Here is a 14,941-nt window from a genome sequence, read left to right on the forward strand (position 1 = left end):
GCGCAGATCACGTCGCGCCGATTCCCAACGCTGCCGAGTCCTGATGTCATCAAGCCCCCTGATCGCCCGCACGGTCCCGACCTTGCGCCGCGCCGTCGACAATCTTCGCAAGCGAAAGGCCACGATTGCGCTGGTCCCGACCATGGGAGCCCTCCATGACGGGCATGTGTCTCTCGTCCGCCTCGCCAAGCGACGTGCCAGTCGCGTCGTGGTGTCGATCTTCGTCAACCCGACCCAGTTCGCGCCGACCGAGGATTTCGGCGCCTATCCGCGCACCTGGAAGGCCGACATCGCCAAGCTCGCGGCCGAGGACGTCGACATCGTCTGGCATCCTGACGTCAAGGCGATGTATCCGGAAGGCTTCGCCACCCGAATCGTACCGGAAGGGCCGGCGCTCGCGGGCCTCGAGGATCGCTTCCGCCCGCATTTCTTCGGCGGCGTTGCCACCGTGGTCGGCAAGCTGTTCACGCAAGTCCGGCCGGACTTCGCGATCTTCGGCGAAAAGGACTTTCAGCAGTTGCGGGTGGTGACGCAGATGGCGCGCGACCTCGACCTCGGCGTCAAAGTGATCGGCTCGCGCACCGTGCGCGAGCGCGACGGGCTCGCGATGTCCTCACGCAACGTCTACCTCTCGCCCGAGGAGCGGCAGACCGCCACCGTGCTCTACCGCGCCATGAAAGACAGCGCCGGACGGATCAAGGCGGGCGAAGCCATCGCGCCGGCGATGGCGCGCGGCGCGGAGACGATCAAGGCGGCGGGCTTTGCGCTCGACTATTACGAGGTCCGCCATGCCGAGACGCTGGCGCCGGTCACCTCGCGCAAGGACGGCGCGCTGCGGATCCTGGTCGCAGCCAAGCTCGGCACGACGCGACTGATCGACAACATCGCGGTTTAGAGCAGCCCCAGATCGCGCAATTCGCGCCGCATCGGCTCCGGCATCGCCGCGATCGAGCCGGCGGCAGACTTGCCGAGGTCGGGCGGCACGGACTCCTCGGTGAGATAGCGCCAGCCCTGGAACGGGCGCATCGGCCGCGGCGAGACCGAGACCACCTTCGGCTGCATCACGATGCGGCAGCGCCCGATACCGTCCTTGTCGCGGAACGGCTCGATGCCGATGATCTTTTCCCGCGCGGCGATTTCGCCCTTGATCACCCAATAGAGCGACCCGCCCGCGAGGATCTCGGCGTCGCGCTTGGGGACCATGCGGGTGATGTGGATGTGGTGTTGCGGCAGACCCTTCTTCTTGGCGGTCTGCATCCGTTCGGCGATCCACTCCTTCAATTCCTTGACGGAGTCGCAGCCGACGGCGAGCTTGATCAGATGTAGCGGCATGCCCAAGCATTAGCCGGGCAACGCCGCATTTGGAATGCCGATCTACTCGTTATCCGCAGCCGCGGGAGCCGCCGCGGTCGCCGGCGGGGGCGCGAGCGGAACCGGTGCTGCGGGGGCACGCGCAGCTTTCGGGGCCGGCGGCTTCTTCGCAGCAGGAGCCGAGGCCTGTGCCGAGGTCGGGGCCGGTGCGCGCGAAGCGGCCGGCGCTGCTGCTGCGTTCGCGGCTGGCGCCGCCTGCCGCGTCGTCGCCGTGGGCTCCGGATTCATGATGCTCACCGGCGGCGTCGAGTTGGCGCTCGGGAACTCCGCATTGGTCGGCCTGCCCGTCGGCGCCGAAGGCGGCAGACCCGCGAGCGCCGCAGTCGGTGGCAGCGCCGCTGGCGCCGTCGCCGTCGCGGGCGCGTTCCAGGTCGGCGCATGGCGCGCGACCAGTGCATCGTAGAGATGGGAATCCATGTTGGCCGCGACCTGCTGCTGGTCGGTCAGCGCGCGGAAAGCGGCACAGTCGAACTGGGTGCAGCCGTCGCGCACGACCAGCACCTGCGCCACGAGGCCATAGCGATCGCGCTCCAGAGACTTGCGCAGCGCTTTCATGTCGGCCGTCAGGCTCTTCTCGGCGGTCGCGGCATCGCCGAGCGCCATCAGCCGGTCGATCCGGACTGCTGTGTAGGACACCGACGCAGCCACCGCATCCGGCGAGCCGAACAGCGCCTTCTCGCAGCCGATGGCCACGGCATCGCCGGCGAGATCGTCAAGGCAGGACAGCGCCGGCAGGTTGGCGACGACCGCACCTTGTGTGCGCGCCTCGATCGGCCCGTCCGACCCCGCCGGTCCATAGACGCGCACGGTGGCAGCACCTGCGATCGCGATGGAGAGCAGCGTAATGACGGTCAGCGCGCCATTGGCGACCGACCTGTCGGCGCGCAGCAGCGTGATCAGCAAGATCAATCCGAAGAATCCTGCCGCGGCCAGCGTCATCCACATCGGAAAGGCCGGCGAGCGCCAGATTTGGTCGAGCGAAGTGGCCCATGCCCAGTTCATGCGCGACGTCCCCTCACGCGAGCAGAGAGCGAATGGTCAAGCGAGTACCGCGAGTCGGCAATTGCCCCCGGCCACCTTGTGAAGGTGAAGCGGGCCTTTTGACGGCGGCAGAACACTATTCCCTGATGGCACCAATGCGCGAAACGCGTCGGCCTTCAGGAACGCGATCGGACTTCAGGACAGCGCGAGCTGGCTTTCCTTGGCGACGCGTTCGAAGGCTTCGGTCGAGCTCTTGATCCGATACTGACAGTCGTCGCCTTCGGTCGGCAGCAGACGGATGACCTCGTACGAGCCGCTGGCAGCAGGACGCGCGACGTTGCTGGCCGTGAACAATACGCGCGTTCCAATCGGGAATTTGTGCTTCAACACCCTCTCCATCACTCAAACAACGCCTGCCTCGCCCATGGTCCCACTACGACGGCCGGCCGGAAACCCAGGCGCTGTATAGCACGCGAGTTGTGGTTTTGGCCAGTGCCATGCCAGCATAGCAAACGCCCATATTTGGTAGTCTTTTCAGAGTGATAGAGATGGAACCGATGGGCCGACGATACCGTCGGGCCGCGCGTTTAGGCGGCATGTCGCAGCCGGTGTCGCAGCCCGTGCGATCAAGGCAATTTCCGGACCATGAGCGCCGCCGGCCGGCAAGCGGCCAGCGGCCTCGGACAGACCCGGCGATCAGGCGTCCTCGAACTTGGCAATTACGAGCGTTTCGGCGAGCCCCTCGCGGGTCCATTCCTGGAACGCCGGCAGCGCCATCATCGTCTCCATATAGGCCTTGGTGTCCGGCGCGACGTCGATCGCGTAGGTGCGCAGGCGGTGCACGACCGGCGCGTACATCGCGTCCGCCGCGCCGAAACGGCCGAACAGGAACGGACCTTTCGCGCCGTAACGCGCACGGCACTCGCGCCAGATCTCCTCGATGCGCGCGACGTTGGCTTTTGCGTCGGCCGACAGTGGGATGGCACGCACCGGCCGATGCAGGTTCATGCCGCATTCGCTGCGCAGCGCCACGAAGCCGGAATGCATCTCGGCGCACACCGACCGGGCATGGGCGCGCGCGGCGACATCGTCGGGCCACAACTTCACTTCCGGATAGCGCTCGGCGACGTATTCGATGATGGCGAGCGAATCCCACACCGTGACGTCGCCGTCGACCAGCACCGGCACCTTGCCGGCGCGGCTGAAGGACAGGATCTGCTCCTTGTCCGCGGGATTGTCGGTGTAGAGCGGAATCAGCGTCTCCACGAACGGGATGTCGTTGGCGCGCAGCGCGAGCCAGGGCCGCATCGACCATGACGAGTAGTTCTTGTTGCCGATCGCGAGTTTCAGCGCAGCCATGCCATCAGTCCTTCCCGAGACGCTTTGAAGCGAGCCGCTTTTAACGCCATCGCCTGCCGCCAATCAATCGTTGCCGCCTCCTGCCATGCGTGGCAATCGTGGCGGCTTCCGAGGAGAGACAGATGAGCAGGCATTGGGTCGACGTCACCGCAGTCGGCTTCTTCATCGTCGAATGGCTGGTCTATGCCCTGACGCTGGAACATTCGGCTTACGGCCGGGACAGCCTGTCGGCGCGCATGAACCGCTACCGCGAGGTCTTGGTCCGCCGCCTGCTCGACCGCGACACCCGCATGGTCGACATGCAGATCATGGCCTCGTTGCAGAACGGCACCGCCTTCTTCGCCTCGACCAGCCTGTTCGCGCTTGGGGGCGCGCTGGCGCTGCTGCATGCCACCAACGACGCCATCACGATCCTGAGCAAGCTGCCGATCGACCTCAGCACCTCGCCGGCCATGTGGGAGCTGAAATGCGTCGGCCTCGTGCTGATCTGCGTCTACGCCTTCTTCAAGTTCGCCTGGGCCTATCGCCTGTTCAATTATGTCGCGATCCTGTTCGGCGGCATGCCGCCGGCGGAGCGGCGCGACACGCCGGAGGCGGAAGCCCACGTCATCCGCACCTCGCGCCTGTTCGAATCCGCCGGCCGCCATTTCAACCGCGGCCAGCGCGCCTTCTTCTTCGCGCTCGGCTATCTCGGCTGGTTCGTCAGCCCCTGGGTGCTGTTCGTCACCACCGCCGCCGTGGTGGTCGTGACTTGGCGACGGCAATTCGCCTCCAGCGCCTGGGCCGCGATGGCGCCGGAGGCGGACGGTGATGAGGGGATCAGGCGCGGTCATTGAGAGCGGCTGTGCGACGCGGCGCGGTGCCGTAAGGTGGGCAAAGGCGCAAAGCGCCCTGCCCACGTGTCCGACGACGATACGCAAGGTCGTGGACACGCTTCGCTTTGCACACCGACGAGATCGAGCTTGTGGCAGGCAGCTTGAATCGCGGACATGGCTTCTCGTCCTCGCGGCTTGTTCGCCCGAGCTTTACTGCGTCTCTCGCCGCCCTCAAATCCAGGAGGGCGCAGGGAAGGCCGGGTGCTGACATGGCACCCGCGGTCCGCTGCGCGAATTGCACGCGCACGCAGAAAACCGCACAGCAGCATACAGGTGGTGCCGATCACTCGGCCTTCCCTGCGCGGTGGTCGGACGGCTTATGCCGTGCTCTCCCGGGAGCCGAACTTTCCTTTGGCCTCCCTCGCCGTTCGAATTGGATGATGCCGTCCACCCGGTTGGGCTCGCGCGCATCTTCGATCCGGCTTGACCGTAGCAACGACGGCCAGGACCACACGGTTTTGCCGTACGCACGGCCCGCCATGCCGCCGCAGTATTTCCAACCCCGTCGACGGAGCTGCGAAACTTACAGGCGAGACGAAGCCTAGCAGCGCCGCTCGTCCACACGCGGTTTCGGGCTCACAGGGACTACCCGCCCTGCCCGCACCTCTCATGCCGACGCTGCCGCGTCCACCGCAAGCCCGGCTCGCGATCAAGACGACCTCGAGATCGCCCCTCTTGGTGAGCCGGGATGAGCCGACACATACGACAAATCCGAATTTCGGTAAAGTGGAATATTTTTAGCGAGACGGATTGACAGAGGCCGACACAGGCGCGGTCGCGCAGCCCGGTTGGAGCGCAGCGCGATCCGGGGCCGCTCTCCCAGCATTTTGCACCGTCCCGGATTACGCGGAGCCTGTCATCGGGCGGCGCTTCGCGCCGACCCGTTGGCTCCATCCGGGCTACGAGAGCTACCCTCCGAGATCCCGTGGGCTGAACGGCAGGTCCAGCACCTTCCATTCCTCGTAGAGATTGGCAGGCAGCATCTTGTAGGGCTGGCAGTTCTGCAGAGCGCTCATCGCGGACTTCACGAGGGCCACGCCTTTCGCGGACGGCGGGGCTTCGAGCAGGATCGGCTCGCGGGCCAGCGTGCCGTCGGTCGCGAACACCGTGCGCAGCTTGATGTGAATGTTGTCAGTCGAGCTAAGTCCGGCCGGCATTTTCGCACAGCTGCGCAAATGGCTGCGAAGCGCGGCGACGATTTCGGCCGGCAGCTTGGCTGCGATCGAATCCTTGGCGTCGCCGCCATCGTCCTTGGGGGCGTCTTTCGGCAGCGACAGCGGCAATTCAGGCGGCAGTCCCAGCATGACGCCATACTTGACGGTGACGTCGGGCTGCGGCGCCTGATAGGCCGGCGGCGGCGCGGCTTGCTGCTGCGGCATCGCCTCGGGCTGCGGCGGCGGTTGAGGCTGGGGTTGCTGCGGCGGCTGCTGTTGCGGTGGAGGCTGTTGTTGCGGCTGCGCGTTGGCCTCGCGCGGCTTCGGCGAAGGCTGCTGCTGCGGTTGTTGCTGCTGCGGTTGCTGCTGCTGCGGTTGTTGCTGCGCGGGCCGTTGCGGTTCGGGTGATGGCGATGGCGCTGCGGCCGGCTGCTGGGCCGCAGGCTTCGACGCCGCGGGCGCCTTTTCCATGTTGGTGATATCCAGCTTCGGCAGCTTCAGATCGGGGAGCGGCTCCGGGGGCTTCTCCTTGACCTCTTCCTTGACCTTCTCCTCCGCTTTGGCCTCCTCCTCTTTCACCTGCTCCGGCGTGACGATGTCCACCGTGACGGTTTCGGGCGGCTGGCTGCGAAACGGATGGACTTCGCTGATCACGATGATCAGCGCCACCAGCGTCAGATGCGCGATCGCCGACGCTGCAACGTCCGTCCGTATGATTGTCCGCAGTTCCATTGCCCGATCTTGGATTGCCGCCCTGCTGTTAGCATACCGCGGTCTCCCCTCAATCCCATTTCGGGGCGAAGCCGAAGTCGGTCAGGCGGCCCTTCGGATTGGCGAGCGCGGCGATCTGGCTCATCTCGTCGTCCGACAGCTCGAAATCGAAGATCTCGATGTTTTCAGAGAGGCGCTCGATGCGCGAGGTGCGCGGGATCGCAGCGACATTCTGTTGCACCAGCCAGCGCAGGCAGACCTGCGCCGGCGACTTGTGGTGGCTGCGCCCGATCTCGGCCAGCGTCTGGTCGGTCTTGATGCGCCCCTTGGCGATCGGGCTGTAGGCGACGAGGGCGAGGCCATGCTTGTCGCAGGCCGCCCGCACCTTCGCCTGGTCGAGATAGGGATGGTACTCGACCTGGTTGCAGACGAGCGGCTCCGGCGATAGCGCCACCGCCTGCTCGATCAGCGCCACCGTGAAATTGGAGACGCCGATGTGGCGGGTCAGGCCCATCGTCTTGGCATGCGACAGCGCGCCAAGCGTCTCCGCCAGCGGCACGTGCGAATTGGGCCAGTGCAACAGCAGCAGGTCGACGCTCGGAAGCCGCATTCGCGCCAGGCTCTCCTTGACCGAGCGCTCGAGATCGTGGGGCGCGAAATGGTTGGTCCAGACCTTGGTGGTGAGGAAGACGTCGTCACGCCGCACGCCCGAGGCGCGCAAGCCGTCGCCGACCTCGCGTTCATTGTCGTAGGCTTGGGCGGTGTCGATGTGGCGATAGCCGAGCCGCAGCGCCTGCTCGACCACGCGCGCGGCAGGCCTTCCGCTCAGCTCCCAGGTCCCGAGCCCGATCGCCGGAATTCTCGCGCCATTGGCCTCGACGAACAGCATGAGGACTCCTCTTCCGTTGCGTCAGCCCCAAACGTCATCAGGCGGCATTATGGACCCCGCCCATGACGCTGCCAACGGAGGCCGCAACAGTTCGGCGGGTTATTTGGCGCAATGCTAACGAGAGGTTCGCGTCGAAGCCGGTTGGTCCGTCAGGCCTTGGCGAGCGCCTGGAACACCGTATCCGGGGCGTGCGCGATCACTGCGAGCAGCGCGCGGGCCGGTCCCCGTGGAGCACGTTTGCCCTGCTCCCAATTGCGGATCGTCTCGACGGGAACGCCGAGCTTGGCGGCGAACTCCATCTGGGTCAGGCAGGCGCGGCGGCGCAAATCACGCACCGCGAGCGAGGAAGCCTCGGCGGGCGCGGCATTGGCCGTAGGCTCGACCGCAGACGGTTGGACCGGAAACTCCTGCCCGTCCCGCACTTCGACGATCCGTCCGTCCGCCTTCAATCGCACACGCATGCTTATTCCCCCAAGCGCGGGCGATGATGCGGCAGGTCGCTTAAGTTCGGATTAAAAGGTCGTGCATGGGGTCTCATGCCCCGGACGCGGCGCAGCGCGCCTTCGCGATGCGCCGCAGAGCCGGGGCCCATCTTGCCGGAGTATGCCGCCTTCTGGGTCCGGTTCTGCGCAGCAGCGCTACGCGCCGCAGCGCGCCCGGGACACGCCCTACCTCAGCCCGAACCAGAGCGTCGCGATGCCGAGGAAGGAGAAGAAGCCGACGACGTCGGTGACGGTGGTGACGAACGTTCCCGACGCCACCGCCGGATCGGCCCTGACGCGCTCCAGCGCCATCGGGATCAGGATGCCGCCGAGCGCGCCGGCGATGAGGTTGCAGACCATCGCAAGCCCGATGACGATGCCGAGCCCCGGGATCTTGAACCAGGCAACCGCCGCGATGCCCGTGATCACCGCAAAGGCGAGACCATTGATCAGGCCGACCAGGCCCTCGCGCATCACCACGCGCCAGGCGTTGGAGGCGCCGAGCTCGCGCGTTGCCAGCGCCCGCACCGCCACCGTCATGGTCTGGGTCGCGGCGTTGCCGCCCTGGCTCGCCACGATCGGGGCCAGCACGGCGAGCGCGACCATCTTCTCGAGCTGGCCCTCGAACAGGCCGAGCACGGAGGATGCGAGGAAGGCGGTGGCGAGATTGACCAGCAGCCAGTTGAAGCGGCCGCGCGCGATGGTCAGGAAGGTGTCCGACAGCTCTTCGTCGCTGGTGACGCCGCCGAGCGCCTTGAGGTCCTCGTCCGCCTCCTCCTCGATGACGTCGACGACGTCGTCGACGGTGATGACGCCGACCAGGCGATCCTGGGTGTCGAGCACGGGGGCTGCGACGAGATTGTACTTGCCGAACATGCGCGCCACCTCCTCCTGGTCCTCCAGGACGGAGACGCGGCGGCGGTCCTCGTCGGTCAGCTCGGTCAGCGCGATCGGCCGGCGCGCGCGCAGCAGCACGTCGAGGGGGACCGCGCCCTGCCAGTGCTGGTCCTTGTCGACGACATAGATCTCGTAGAAGCGATCGGGCAGATCCGGCGTCTCGCGCATGTAGTCGATCGCCTGGCCCACGGTGAAATCCTGGGGCACCGCGATGAACTCGGTCTGCATGCGGCGGCCCGCGGAATTCTCCGGATACAGCAGGCTGCGCTCGAGCGCGACGCGCTCCTTCAGCGGCAGCTTCTCGAGGATCTCCTCCTGCTCGGCCTGGTCGAGGGTCTCCAGCAGCTCGACCGCATCGTCGGATTCGAGCTCGCGGACACCCTCGGCGACCGTCTCCGGCGGCAGTTCCTCCAGGATCTCCTCGCGGACGGCCTCGTCGACCTCGTTCAGCGCGGAGAAGTCGAAGTCGGCCCCGGTGAGTTCGACCAGGCGGACGCGGTCGTCGGGCTCCAGAGCGCCGATGAGATCGCCGAGATCGGCCTCGTGCAGCTCGGCGACGCAGGCACGCAGCGAGGCGCTGTCGCCGGCCTCGATCGCACGCGCGATCTCCTCGACGAATTCGTGCCTGATGTCGCCGTCTTCATTGCGCATCGGCACGTGGTCGAGTACCGAATCCGCAACGGGTGCGGCCACGTCCATATTTTCGTCCATGGCGCGCCTCGCCGTTTGACAGGTTGGAACGGGTGATCCGGGCTGACGGTTCAGGCAATACCCACAAGGCAACTCCGAGCGCAATCACAAAGATGCTTCGACTGAGGTGGATCTCGATGGCGGTGGCAGCGGCCCTCGCCGCGCTCGCCGGCATCGCCGCGACGGAGGCCGCCGAGTGCCCGCGCAAGGATGCGCTCGGCACCTCGCGCGTGCTGAGTGTCGATGCCAAGACATATCCGCGCGTCGGCCTGAAGAGCTTTCCGCAGACGCTGCCGCTGGCCGATCGCGAGGTCGTGCTGACCTTCGACGACGGACCGAACCCGCCGACGACATCGAAGGTGCTGGCGGCGCTGGCGCAGGAATGCGTGCGCGCGACCTTCTTCCTGATCGGCCTGCACGCCTCCCAGCAGCCTGACATGGTCAAGCGCATCGCGCGCGAGGGCCACACCATCGGCCATCACACCTACTCGCATCCGTTCATGGCGCGGATCCCGTTCGACAAGGCCAGGAGCGAGATCGACCGCGGCATCGCCGCCGTCGAGACGGCGCTGCACGGGGCTGGGACGACGACGCCCTCGACGCCGTTCTTCCGCTTCCCCTATTTCGAGGGCACGCCGGCCCAGCTCGACCTGCTGCAATCGCGCGGCATCGTCGTGTTCGGGGCCGACCTCTGGGCCAGCGACTGGAACGAGATGACGCCGGAGCAGGAATTGAAGCTCGTCACGGAGCGCCTTGCCGCGAGCGGCAAGGGCATCGTCCTCTTCCACGACCCCAAGGCCCGCACCGCCGCCATCATGCCGGCCTTCCTGCGCTATCTGCGCGAGAACGGCTACCGGATCGTCCACATCGTGCCGTCAGGCCCGCCGCAGAAGAATGCCGATGCGCGCTGATGCCGGAATGTCACGCCCACGCAAAATGGGGTGATTTGGGGCCTATTAACACTCTGTTCATGCTACGCCCTGCAAATGGGCGGGGATCTTGTGGCGGAAAGGGCCTCTGGCGCCTGAACCGTTTCCTGATGTCTCCGACCTACTATGGCGGCAATCGCATATGAGGGCAGACCGGGTTCATGATCGGAAGTAGCGTTGTATTGCGGACGCGATCGTGGATCGTCCTTTGCCTCGGGTTGTTCACCGTCGGATCGCCGGCGGCGATCGCGGCCGACTGTCCAGGCCATCCCGACGCGCTCGGAACCTCCCGCACCCTCGTGGTCGATCCGCGCGAGCACCCGCGCATCGGCACCATGCAGTACCGCGAGACGCTGCCGCTGAAGGACCACGAAGTCGTTCTGACCTTCGATGACGGTCCGCTGCCGAAATATTCCAACCAGGTCCTCAAGATGCTCGACGACGAGTGCATCAAGGCGACCTTCTTCATCATCGGCAGCCAAGCCAAGGCGAACCCGGAAGGCGTGCGCAAGCTGGTGGCGGCGGGGCACACCGTCGGCACCCACAGCATGAACCATCCGCTGACCTTCGACCGGATGCCGCTCGAGAAGTTCGAGCCCGAGATCAACGGCGGCATCGAGTGGACCTCGGCCGCGATGACGGACCCGTCCAAACTCGCCCCGTTCTTCCGCATTCCCGGCCTGATGCGCGCCGAGGGTGTCGAGAATTACTTGATCTCACGCGGCATCCAGGTCTGGAGCGCCGACTTCCCGGCCGACGACTGGCGCCATGTTTCGTCCGACCGCGTCTACCAGCTCGCGATCCAGCGGCTGGAGGCCAAGGGCAAGGGCATTCTGCTGCTGCACGACATCCAGGCCCGCACGGTGGCGGCGCTGCCGAAAATCATCCGCGACCTCAAGGCGCGCGGCTATCGCATCGTGCACGTGGTGCCGGCGACCGCCGACCGGCCGGCAACGCCGACCACGCCGGTGGAATGGCTGCTGCATCCGCCGACCGAGACGGTGCCGATCGCGCGCTGGCCGGCCGTGCCGCACTTCGTGTTCACCGAGACGCGGACGCTCGCGGCGCCCTCGCTCGCCGACCTCAATGCGGAAGCCGCGCATCAATCGCTGCTGCCGCGCCGGGCCAAAGGGCAGATGGATCTCGCATCCACCCTGCCCGTGCCCGGCCGCGCGCTGTTTGCGATTCCGGAAGGCTCGGTCGAGGTGCTGCTGTCGACGACCTTGTCGCGGCGTGCCGCGACGCGGCTGGCGATGGCCGCCGAGGCGCCGCACGCAATCAAGGGCAAGGTCGCGCGGGGCAGGACAGCCGGCAAGACAGCCAAGCCCCAGGCCCGGCACGCCGCGCATGCGACGCCGGCCGCACCGAAGCACGCCGCGCAGGTCAAGAACGGTACGCCGCGCCCGACCCGCGTCGCCAGTCTGAAGAAGCGCGCCTAGTTCACTGCCGCATGATGGCGGCGACGCAGAGCAGCACGATCAGCGCCAGGAAGAACAGGTCCATATAGGACTTGAGCTCGCCGTCGCGCCGCAGCCGGGCAACGTCAGCCACGACCTGCTTGCGCGCGTTCGTCCCGCCGGAGCCATCGTTGATCGGGCCCTGAAGGCGCCGCGTCTCAGCCTCGAGCTTCTCGATCTTCTGGTAGAAGTAGAACGCGCGCAGCGTCGAGACGGCGCGCATGGCGGCATAGACCAGCACCAGGATCGCCAGGATCGCCCGGTTCGGATATTTCTCCATGAAGTTCAGGCTGAAATACACCATCGCCATGAACGCGAAATTGGTGAGAAAGCGGTAGACGAAGCTGAGAAAAACCATGCTGGCTCAAGCCTTGAAGGAGGCAACCGGGATCGTGCTGCCCAATGCAGGATCAAGGGCCCAGACCGGAACCGCCAGCCGACCCCTGCAGGCGTCCGTCTACGCCAACATTATTTCAACAAAGATACCACGGCCCCACAACTTGCCGCCTTTTAGCCACGCGCTGCCATAATGCAAGGGCGCGGCCTCCCGCAACGGCTCAATGGCGGTTTGGCGGAAGTCGCGATAGACTATCGCCTTGCCGCCACATCCGGGGTCTGCCGATGCCGAAGAAGGGAATCACCGGCCACGATGAGTGGGTTCTGACCGAGGCCCTCGCGACCGCCCTGGTCGCGCTGGAGCAGCTTGAGCCCAAGCACCAGCCGAACGCGCATATGGACGACATCCGCAAGATGCTCTCGAGCGGCAAGGAGCCGGCGGCGGTGAGCCTGCACCTCGCCCAGGCCAAGTGCCGCCTGTTTCCCGACCTCGATCCGCTGGAGATCTACCGGGAATACGGCATCGGCGAGGAATACGGCTGAGGAGCCAGCTTAAGGCCCGCCCGCCACCGATCCCGCGATCACCATAACGAGTGCGCCGAGATCGATCCTGCCGTTGACGGTCAGCTCGTCCGAGCCTTGCGCATCCTTGGCGCCATCGATCTGCAACGCTTGCGGCCGGTTGGCGGCCTGACGTTGCAGCTCGCCGATGATGGCGTCCTTGAGTTTCTCTTCCAGCATGGGATTGGTCCTTCGCGCGCGTTCCTCTCACTCAAGGCCAAGCCGCGCCCTTCGTTCCGTCATGCCAGACGCCGCGGCAGGCTGTGATGGATGTTGCACGCGGCAACGGCGGCGTGGCCGAAGGCGACGGAGATCTGATGCAGATCGGTAACGACGTCGCCGATGCCGTAGAGGCCGTGGACCGACGTGCGCTGGTGCGCGTCGACCTTCAGATAGCCCTCGGTGTCGTGCTCGGCCCCCAGCGACACCGCGAGTTGCGAACGCACCTCGGCCCCCATCGCTGGATAGACCATGTCGAATGGCATCGTCCGGCCGTCGGCGAATACGGCCTCGATGCCCTCGCCCCTCCGCCGCAAATGCAGATCGGGCGCGAACACGAGCTCGACACCGGTATCGCGCAGCTCCGGGGTTGCGCCCTTCTGGTCATCCTGCCCGGTTGCGAGCAGCGTCACGTCGCGCGAATAGCCGCGCAGGAACAGCGCCTTGCTGGCGGCGCGGTGCAACGGGCCGATGACGCCAATGCGGTGGCCCCTCGCCTCGAAGGCGTCGCAGACGGGACAATAGCGCAGCACCCCGTCCGCGACCGCGCCGCGCCACTCCGCGAACGGCGGATGGGTGTCGACGATGCCGCTGGCCAGGATGACGGTGGAAGCGGCATGCGCGTCGCCGTTCCAGCTCGCTTCAAAACCGTCCCCGTGCCGCCGCAACGCGGTGACCTCGGCCTGCACGCGCGCGACGGCGAGCTCGTCCAGTTGCGCCGACATCCGCTCGATCAGCTCGGTGCCTGAGAGGCCGTGAACGAAGCCGGGAACGTTGTGGCTGCGCGGGATCAGCGCGGCGCGGCTTGCGCCCGCGTCCACGACACAGACGCTGCGGCGGAAGCGCGCCAGATAGATCGCGGCCATCAGTCCGGCAGGGCCGCCGCCGACGATCAGGCAATCAAAGGGCGCACCGGTCATTTCGGGTTCGGGTCCTGGAGACCGGCGCCGGGCTCCTGCAGGCGCCCGCTCCTTGCCAAATGGACGGCGTTGCCGAGCGCGCGCGCCGCGTTCCGCACCTCCTGCTGGAATTCGCCGTCTTCATCGAGCGCGTGATGCGAGGTCGCGTACGACTCCATGTAGCCGACATAACCGTCGAGCTCGGCGAAGCGCCCCGCCGAGATCAGCTGCATGTCGGTCAGCCAGTCCGACAAGGCACGGCGCACGCCCTCGGCACCGACGGCATCGCCGTGAACGACGATGCCGAAATGACGGCCGGCGAGATGGCGCGGATAGGGCCAGCCCTTCAGCTCCATCGCCTTGGCTTCATCCGCCTTCTTGCCGTGCGTCGAGGTCGGGTCGGGATTGCCGCCGTCGGCGCAGACCATGCGGTCGATCATCGCCTTGAGGCCCGAGGGCACGTGATACCAGTTCACCGGCGTCACGATCAGGATGCCGTGAGCGGCCACCCACAACGGATAGATCTCGTTCATCCAGTCGCCCGTCTGCGACAGCGAATAATTCGGATAGCAGCTGCACGGCCAGTGACAGAGCGGCATGGCGGTGCTGACGCAGGATTTGCAAGGATGGATCGTCTTGCCGAATTCCGAGGCGAGGCGCGACAGATCGAGGATGTCGACGGCAAACCCCATCTCGACGAAAACAGGCTCGGCCAGCTTGACCAAGCGCCAGGTCTTGGACATCTCGCCGGGACAGGTGTGCTCGCTGCGGGCCGAGCCGTTGATGAGAAGGATGCGCGGCGTCTCGTTCGCATCATCGTGCCGCCGCTGGGCTTCGAGAATTCTTGCGCGAGCATCGAGCCAGTCGACGGCGATGTCGTAGTCGGGATCGGAAAAGCCTTCGCCTGCTTTGCGCGTCAAAGGCGCCTTGCGCGAATGGCTGTAGGCGTCCCAGGCCGCAGAGACGATGGCATCGAGCTCGCGCTGCAGCGGGGCAAAGGCGGGATCGACAAAGCGAGCCCTGTAGCGCCGCTCGAACTCCTGGCGCGTCAGCTTGACGGGCGGCATCCCCTGGCGAATTTTGGCGTCCGTCATACTGGCTCCGGCGAAGTCGGTCTCCGACCAACCCGGG

General features: G+C 66.4%; 17 protein-coding genes. 5 read left to right on the forward strand and 12 right to left on the reverse strand.

Annotated elements, in window-relative coordinates; translation table 11 throughout:
- Positions 1–43 precede the first annotated feature (43 nt).
- Positions 44–895, forward strand: coding sequence for a pantoate--beta-alanine ligase (gene panC, locus RPS27_RS32205; RefSeq protein ID WP_194407642.1), 852 nt, complete (start codon positions 44–46; stop codon positions 893–895).
- Here the strand turns inward: panC and RPS27_RS32210 are convergent.
- The 4 genes from RPS27_RS32210 to RPS27_RS32225 all read right to left on the reverse strand — a co-directional run bounded on the left by RPS27_RS32210 (position 892) and on the right by RPS27_RS32225 (position 3,711).
- Positions 892–1,332, reverse strand: a complete 441-nt coding sequence (locus RPS27_RS32210; RefSeq protein ID WP_211416628.1) for a DUF1489 family protein — start codon at positions 1,330–1,332, stop codon at positions 892–894. The genes panC and RPS27_RS32210 overlap by 4 nt on opposite strands.
- A 42-nt stretch (positions 1,333–1,374) precedes the next feature.
- Positions 1,375–2,373 (reverse strand): hypothetical protein, encoded by a 999-nt coding sequence (locus RPS27_RS32215; RefSeq protein WP_212068350.1) that lies wholly within the window; start codon positions 2,371–2,373, stop codon positions 1,375–1,377.
- A gap of 174 nt (positions 2,374–2,547) precedes the next feature.
- Positions 2,548–2,751 (reverse strand): hypothetical protein, encoded by a 204-nt coding sequence (locus RPS27_RS32220; RefSeq protein ID WP_148773938.1) that lies wholly within the window; start codon positions 2,749–2,751, stop codon positions 2,548–2,550.
- Positions 2,752–3,048: 297 nt separating this feature from the next.
- A complete protein-coding gene (locus RPS27_RS32225) occupies positions 3,049–3,711 on the reverse strand; it encodes a glutathione S-transferase family protein (protein WP_212068351.1) in 663 nt (220 codons plus the stop codon).
- Positions 3,712–3,833: 122 nt separating this feature from the next.
- Between RPS27_RS32225 and RPS27_RS32230 the strand changes: the two genes are divergently transcribed.
- Positions 3,834–4,547, forward strand: coding sequence for a DUF599 domain-containing protein (locus RPS27_RS32230; protein WP_212068352.1), 714 nt, complete (start codon positions 3,834–3,836; stop codon positions 4,545–4,547).
- Positions 4,548–5,494: 947 nt separating this feature from the next.
- On the opposite strand, the gene RPS27_RS32235 is transcribed toward RPS27_RS32230, so the two are convergent.
- From RPS27_RS32235 to mgtE, 4 genes are all read right to left on the reverse strand, one after another.
- Complete coding sequence (locus RPS27_RS32235; RefSeq protein WP_212068353.1) at positions 5,495–6,472, reverse strand: hypothetical protein; 978 nt, start codon at positions 6,470–6,472, stop codon at positions 5,495–5,497.
- Positions 6,473–6,521: 49 nt separating this feature from the next.
- Positions 6,522–7,340 (reverse strand): aldo/keto reductase, encoded by an 819-nt coding sequence (locus RPS27_RS32240; RefSeq protein WP_212068354.1) that lies wholly within the window; start codon positions 7,338–7,340, stop codon positions 6,522–6,524.
- Positions 7,341–7,489: 149 nt separating this feature from the next.
- A complete protein-coding gene (locus tag RPS27_RS32245; protein WP_194408266.1) occupies positions 7,490–7,807 on the reverse strand; it encodes a helix-turn-helix domain-containing protein in 318 nt (105 codons plus the stop codon).
- 201 nt (positions 7,808–8,008) lie between these two features.
- Positions 8,009–9,430, reverse strand: a complete 1,422-nt coding sequence (gene mgtE / locus RPS27_RS32250) for a magnesium transporter (protein WP_212068355.1) — start codon at positions 9,428–9,430, stop codon at positions 8,009–8,011.
- 116 nt (positions 9,431–9,546) lie between these two features.
- On the opposite strand from mgtE, the gene RPS27_RS32255 reads away from it, so the two are divergent.
- Both RPS27_RS32255 and RPS27_RS32260 read left to right on the forward strand, forming a co-directional pair.
- On the forward strand, positions 9,547–10,320 hold the full coding sequence (locus RPS27_RS32255) for a polysaccharide deacetylase family protein (protein WP_212068356.1): 774 nt from the start codon (positions 9,547–9,549) through the stop codon (positions 10,318–10,320).
- A 179-nt stretch (positions 10,321–10,499) separates the two neighbouring features.
- Positions 10,500–11,777 carry a polysaccharide deacetylase family protein gene (locus tag RPS27_RS32260; protein ID WP_212068357.1) on the forward strand — a complete coding sequence of 426 codons (1,278 nt, stop codon included), beginning with the start codon at positions 10,500–10,502 and terminating at the stop codon, positions 11,775–11,777.
- Between the two features lies 1 nt (position 11,778).
- Here the strand turns inward: RPS27_RS32260 and RPS27_RS32265 are convergent, their stop codons facing one another.
- Positions 11,779–12,153 (reverse strand): hypothetical protein, encoded by a 375-nt coding sequence (locus RPS27_RS32265; RefSeq protein ID WP_211418033.1) that lies wholly within the window; start codon positions 12,151–12,153, stop codon positions 11,779–11,781.
- Between the two features lie 263 nt (positions 12,154–12,416).
- Here RPS27_RS32265 and RPS27_RS32270 point away from each other — a divergent pair, with 263 nt between their 5' ends.
- Positions 12,417–12,674 (forward strand): hypothetical protein, encoded by a 258-nt coding sequence (locus tag RPS27_RS32270; RefSeq protein ID WP_174719081.1) that lies wholly within the window; start codon positions 12,417–12,419, stop codon positions 12,672–12,674.
- Positions 12,675–12,683: 9 nt separating this feature from the next.
- On the opposite strand, the gene RPS27_RS32275 is transcribed toward RPS27_RS32270, so the two are convergent.
- From RPS27_RS32275 to RPS27_RS32285, 3 genes are read right to left on the reverse strand one after another with little or no spacing between them, the layout of a single operon-like run.
- A complete protein-coding gene (locus RPS27_RS32275; RefSeq protein ID WP_211418034.1) occupies positions 12,684–12,872 on the reverse strand; it encodes a hypothetical protein in 189 nt (62 codons plus the stop codon).
- 59 nt (positions 12,873–12,931) lie between these two features.
- Positions 12,932–13,831 (reverse strand): NAD(P)/FAD-dependent oxidoreductase, encoded by a 900-nt coding sequence (locus tag RPS27_RS32280; RefSeq protein ID WP_212068358.1) that lies wholly within the window; start codon positions 13,829–13,831, stop codon positions 12,932–12,934.
- A complete protein-coding gene (locus RPS27_RS32285) occupies positions 13,828–14,904 on the reverse strand; it encodes a flavodoxin family protein (protein ID WP_212068359.1) in 1,077 nt (358 codons plus the stop codon). The genes RPS27_RS32280 and RPS27_RS32285 overlap by 4 nt, the downstream gene beginning before the upstream one ends.
- Positions 14,905–14,941: the final 37 nt, after the last annotated feature.

Origin of the sequence: Bradyrhizobium sp. WYCCWR 12699 (genome assembly GCF_032144035.1) — a bacterium.
GTDB lineage: Bacteria > Pseudomonadota > Alphaproteobacteria > Rhizobiales > Xanthobacteraceae > Bradyrhizobium.

Excerpts from the sequence above, each read along its gene's own strand:
- panC (WP_194407642.1), top strand. The coding sequence starts at position 44 with ATGTCATCAAGCCCCCTGATCGCCCGCACGGTCCCGACCTTGCGCCGC.
- RPS27_RS32210 (WP_211416628.1), bottom strand. The coding sequence starts at position 1,332 with ATGCCGCTACATCTGATCAAGCTCGCCGTCGGCTGCGACTCCGTCAAG.
- RPS27_RS32215 (WP_212068350.1), bottom strand. The coding sequence starts at position 2,373 with ATGAACTGGGCATGGGCCACTTCGCTCGACCAAATCTGGCGCTCGCCG.
- RPS27_RS32220 (WP_148773938.1), bottom strand. The coding sequence starts at position 2,751 with ATGGAGAGGGTGTTGAAGCACAAATTCCCGATTGGAACGCGCGTATTG.
- RPS27_RS32225 (WP_212068351.1), bottom strand. The coding sequence starts at position 3,711 with ATGGCTGCGCTGAAACTCGCGATCGGCAACAAGAACTACTCGTCATGG.
- RPS27_RS32230 (WP_212068352.1), top strand. The coding sequence starts at position 3,834 with ATGAGCAGGCATTGGGTCGACGTCACCGCAGTCGGCTTCTTCATCGTC.
- RPS27_RS32235 (WP_212068353.1), bottom strand. The coding sequence starts at position 6,472 with ATGGAACTGCGGACAATCATACGGACGGACGTTGCAGCGTCGGCGATC.
- RPS27_RS32240 (WP_212068354.1), bottom strand. The coding sequence starts at position 7,340 with ATGCTGTTCGTCGAGGCCAATGGCGCGAGAATTCCGGCGATCGGGCTC.
- mgtE (WP_212068355.1), bottom strand. The coding sequence starts at position 9,430 with ATGGACGAAAATATGGACGTGGCCGCACCCGTTGCGGATTCGGTACTC.
- RPS27_RS32255 (WP_212068356.1), top strand. The coding sequence starts at position 9,547 with ATGGCGGTGGCAGCGGCCCTCGCCGCGCTCGCCGGCATCGCCGCGACG.
- RPS27_RS32260 (WP_212068357.1), top strand. The coding sequence starts at position 10,500 with ATGATCGGAAGTAGCGTTGTATTGCGGACGCGATCGTGGATCGTCCTT.
- RPS27_RS32265 (WP_211418033.1), bottom strand. The coding sequence starts at position 12,153 with ATGGTTTTTCTCAGCTTCGTCTACCGCTTTCTCACCAATTTCGCGTTC.
- RPS27_RS32270 (WP_174719081.1), top strand. The coding sequence starts at position 12,417 with ATGCCGAAGAAGGGAATCACCGGCCACGATGAGTGGGTTCTGACCGAG.
- RPS27_RS32275 (WP_211418034.1), bottom strand. The coding sequence starts at position 12,872 with ATGCTGGAAGAGAAACTCAAGGACGCCATCATCGGCGAGCTGCAACGT.
- RPS27_RS32280 (WP_212068358.1), bottom strand. The coding sequence starts at position 13,831 with ATGACCGGTGCGCCCTTTGATTGCCTGATCGTCGGCGGCGGCCCTGCC.
- RPS27_RS32285 (WP_212068359.1), bottom strand. The coding sequence starts at position 14,904 with ATGACGGACGCCAAAATTCGCCAGGGGATGCCGCCCGTCAAGCTGACG.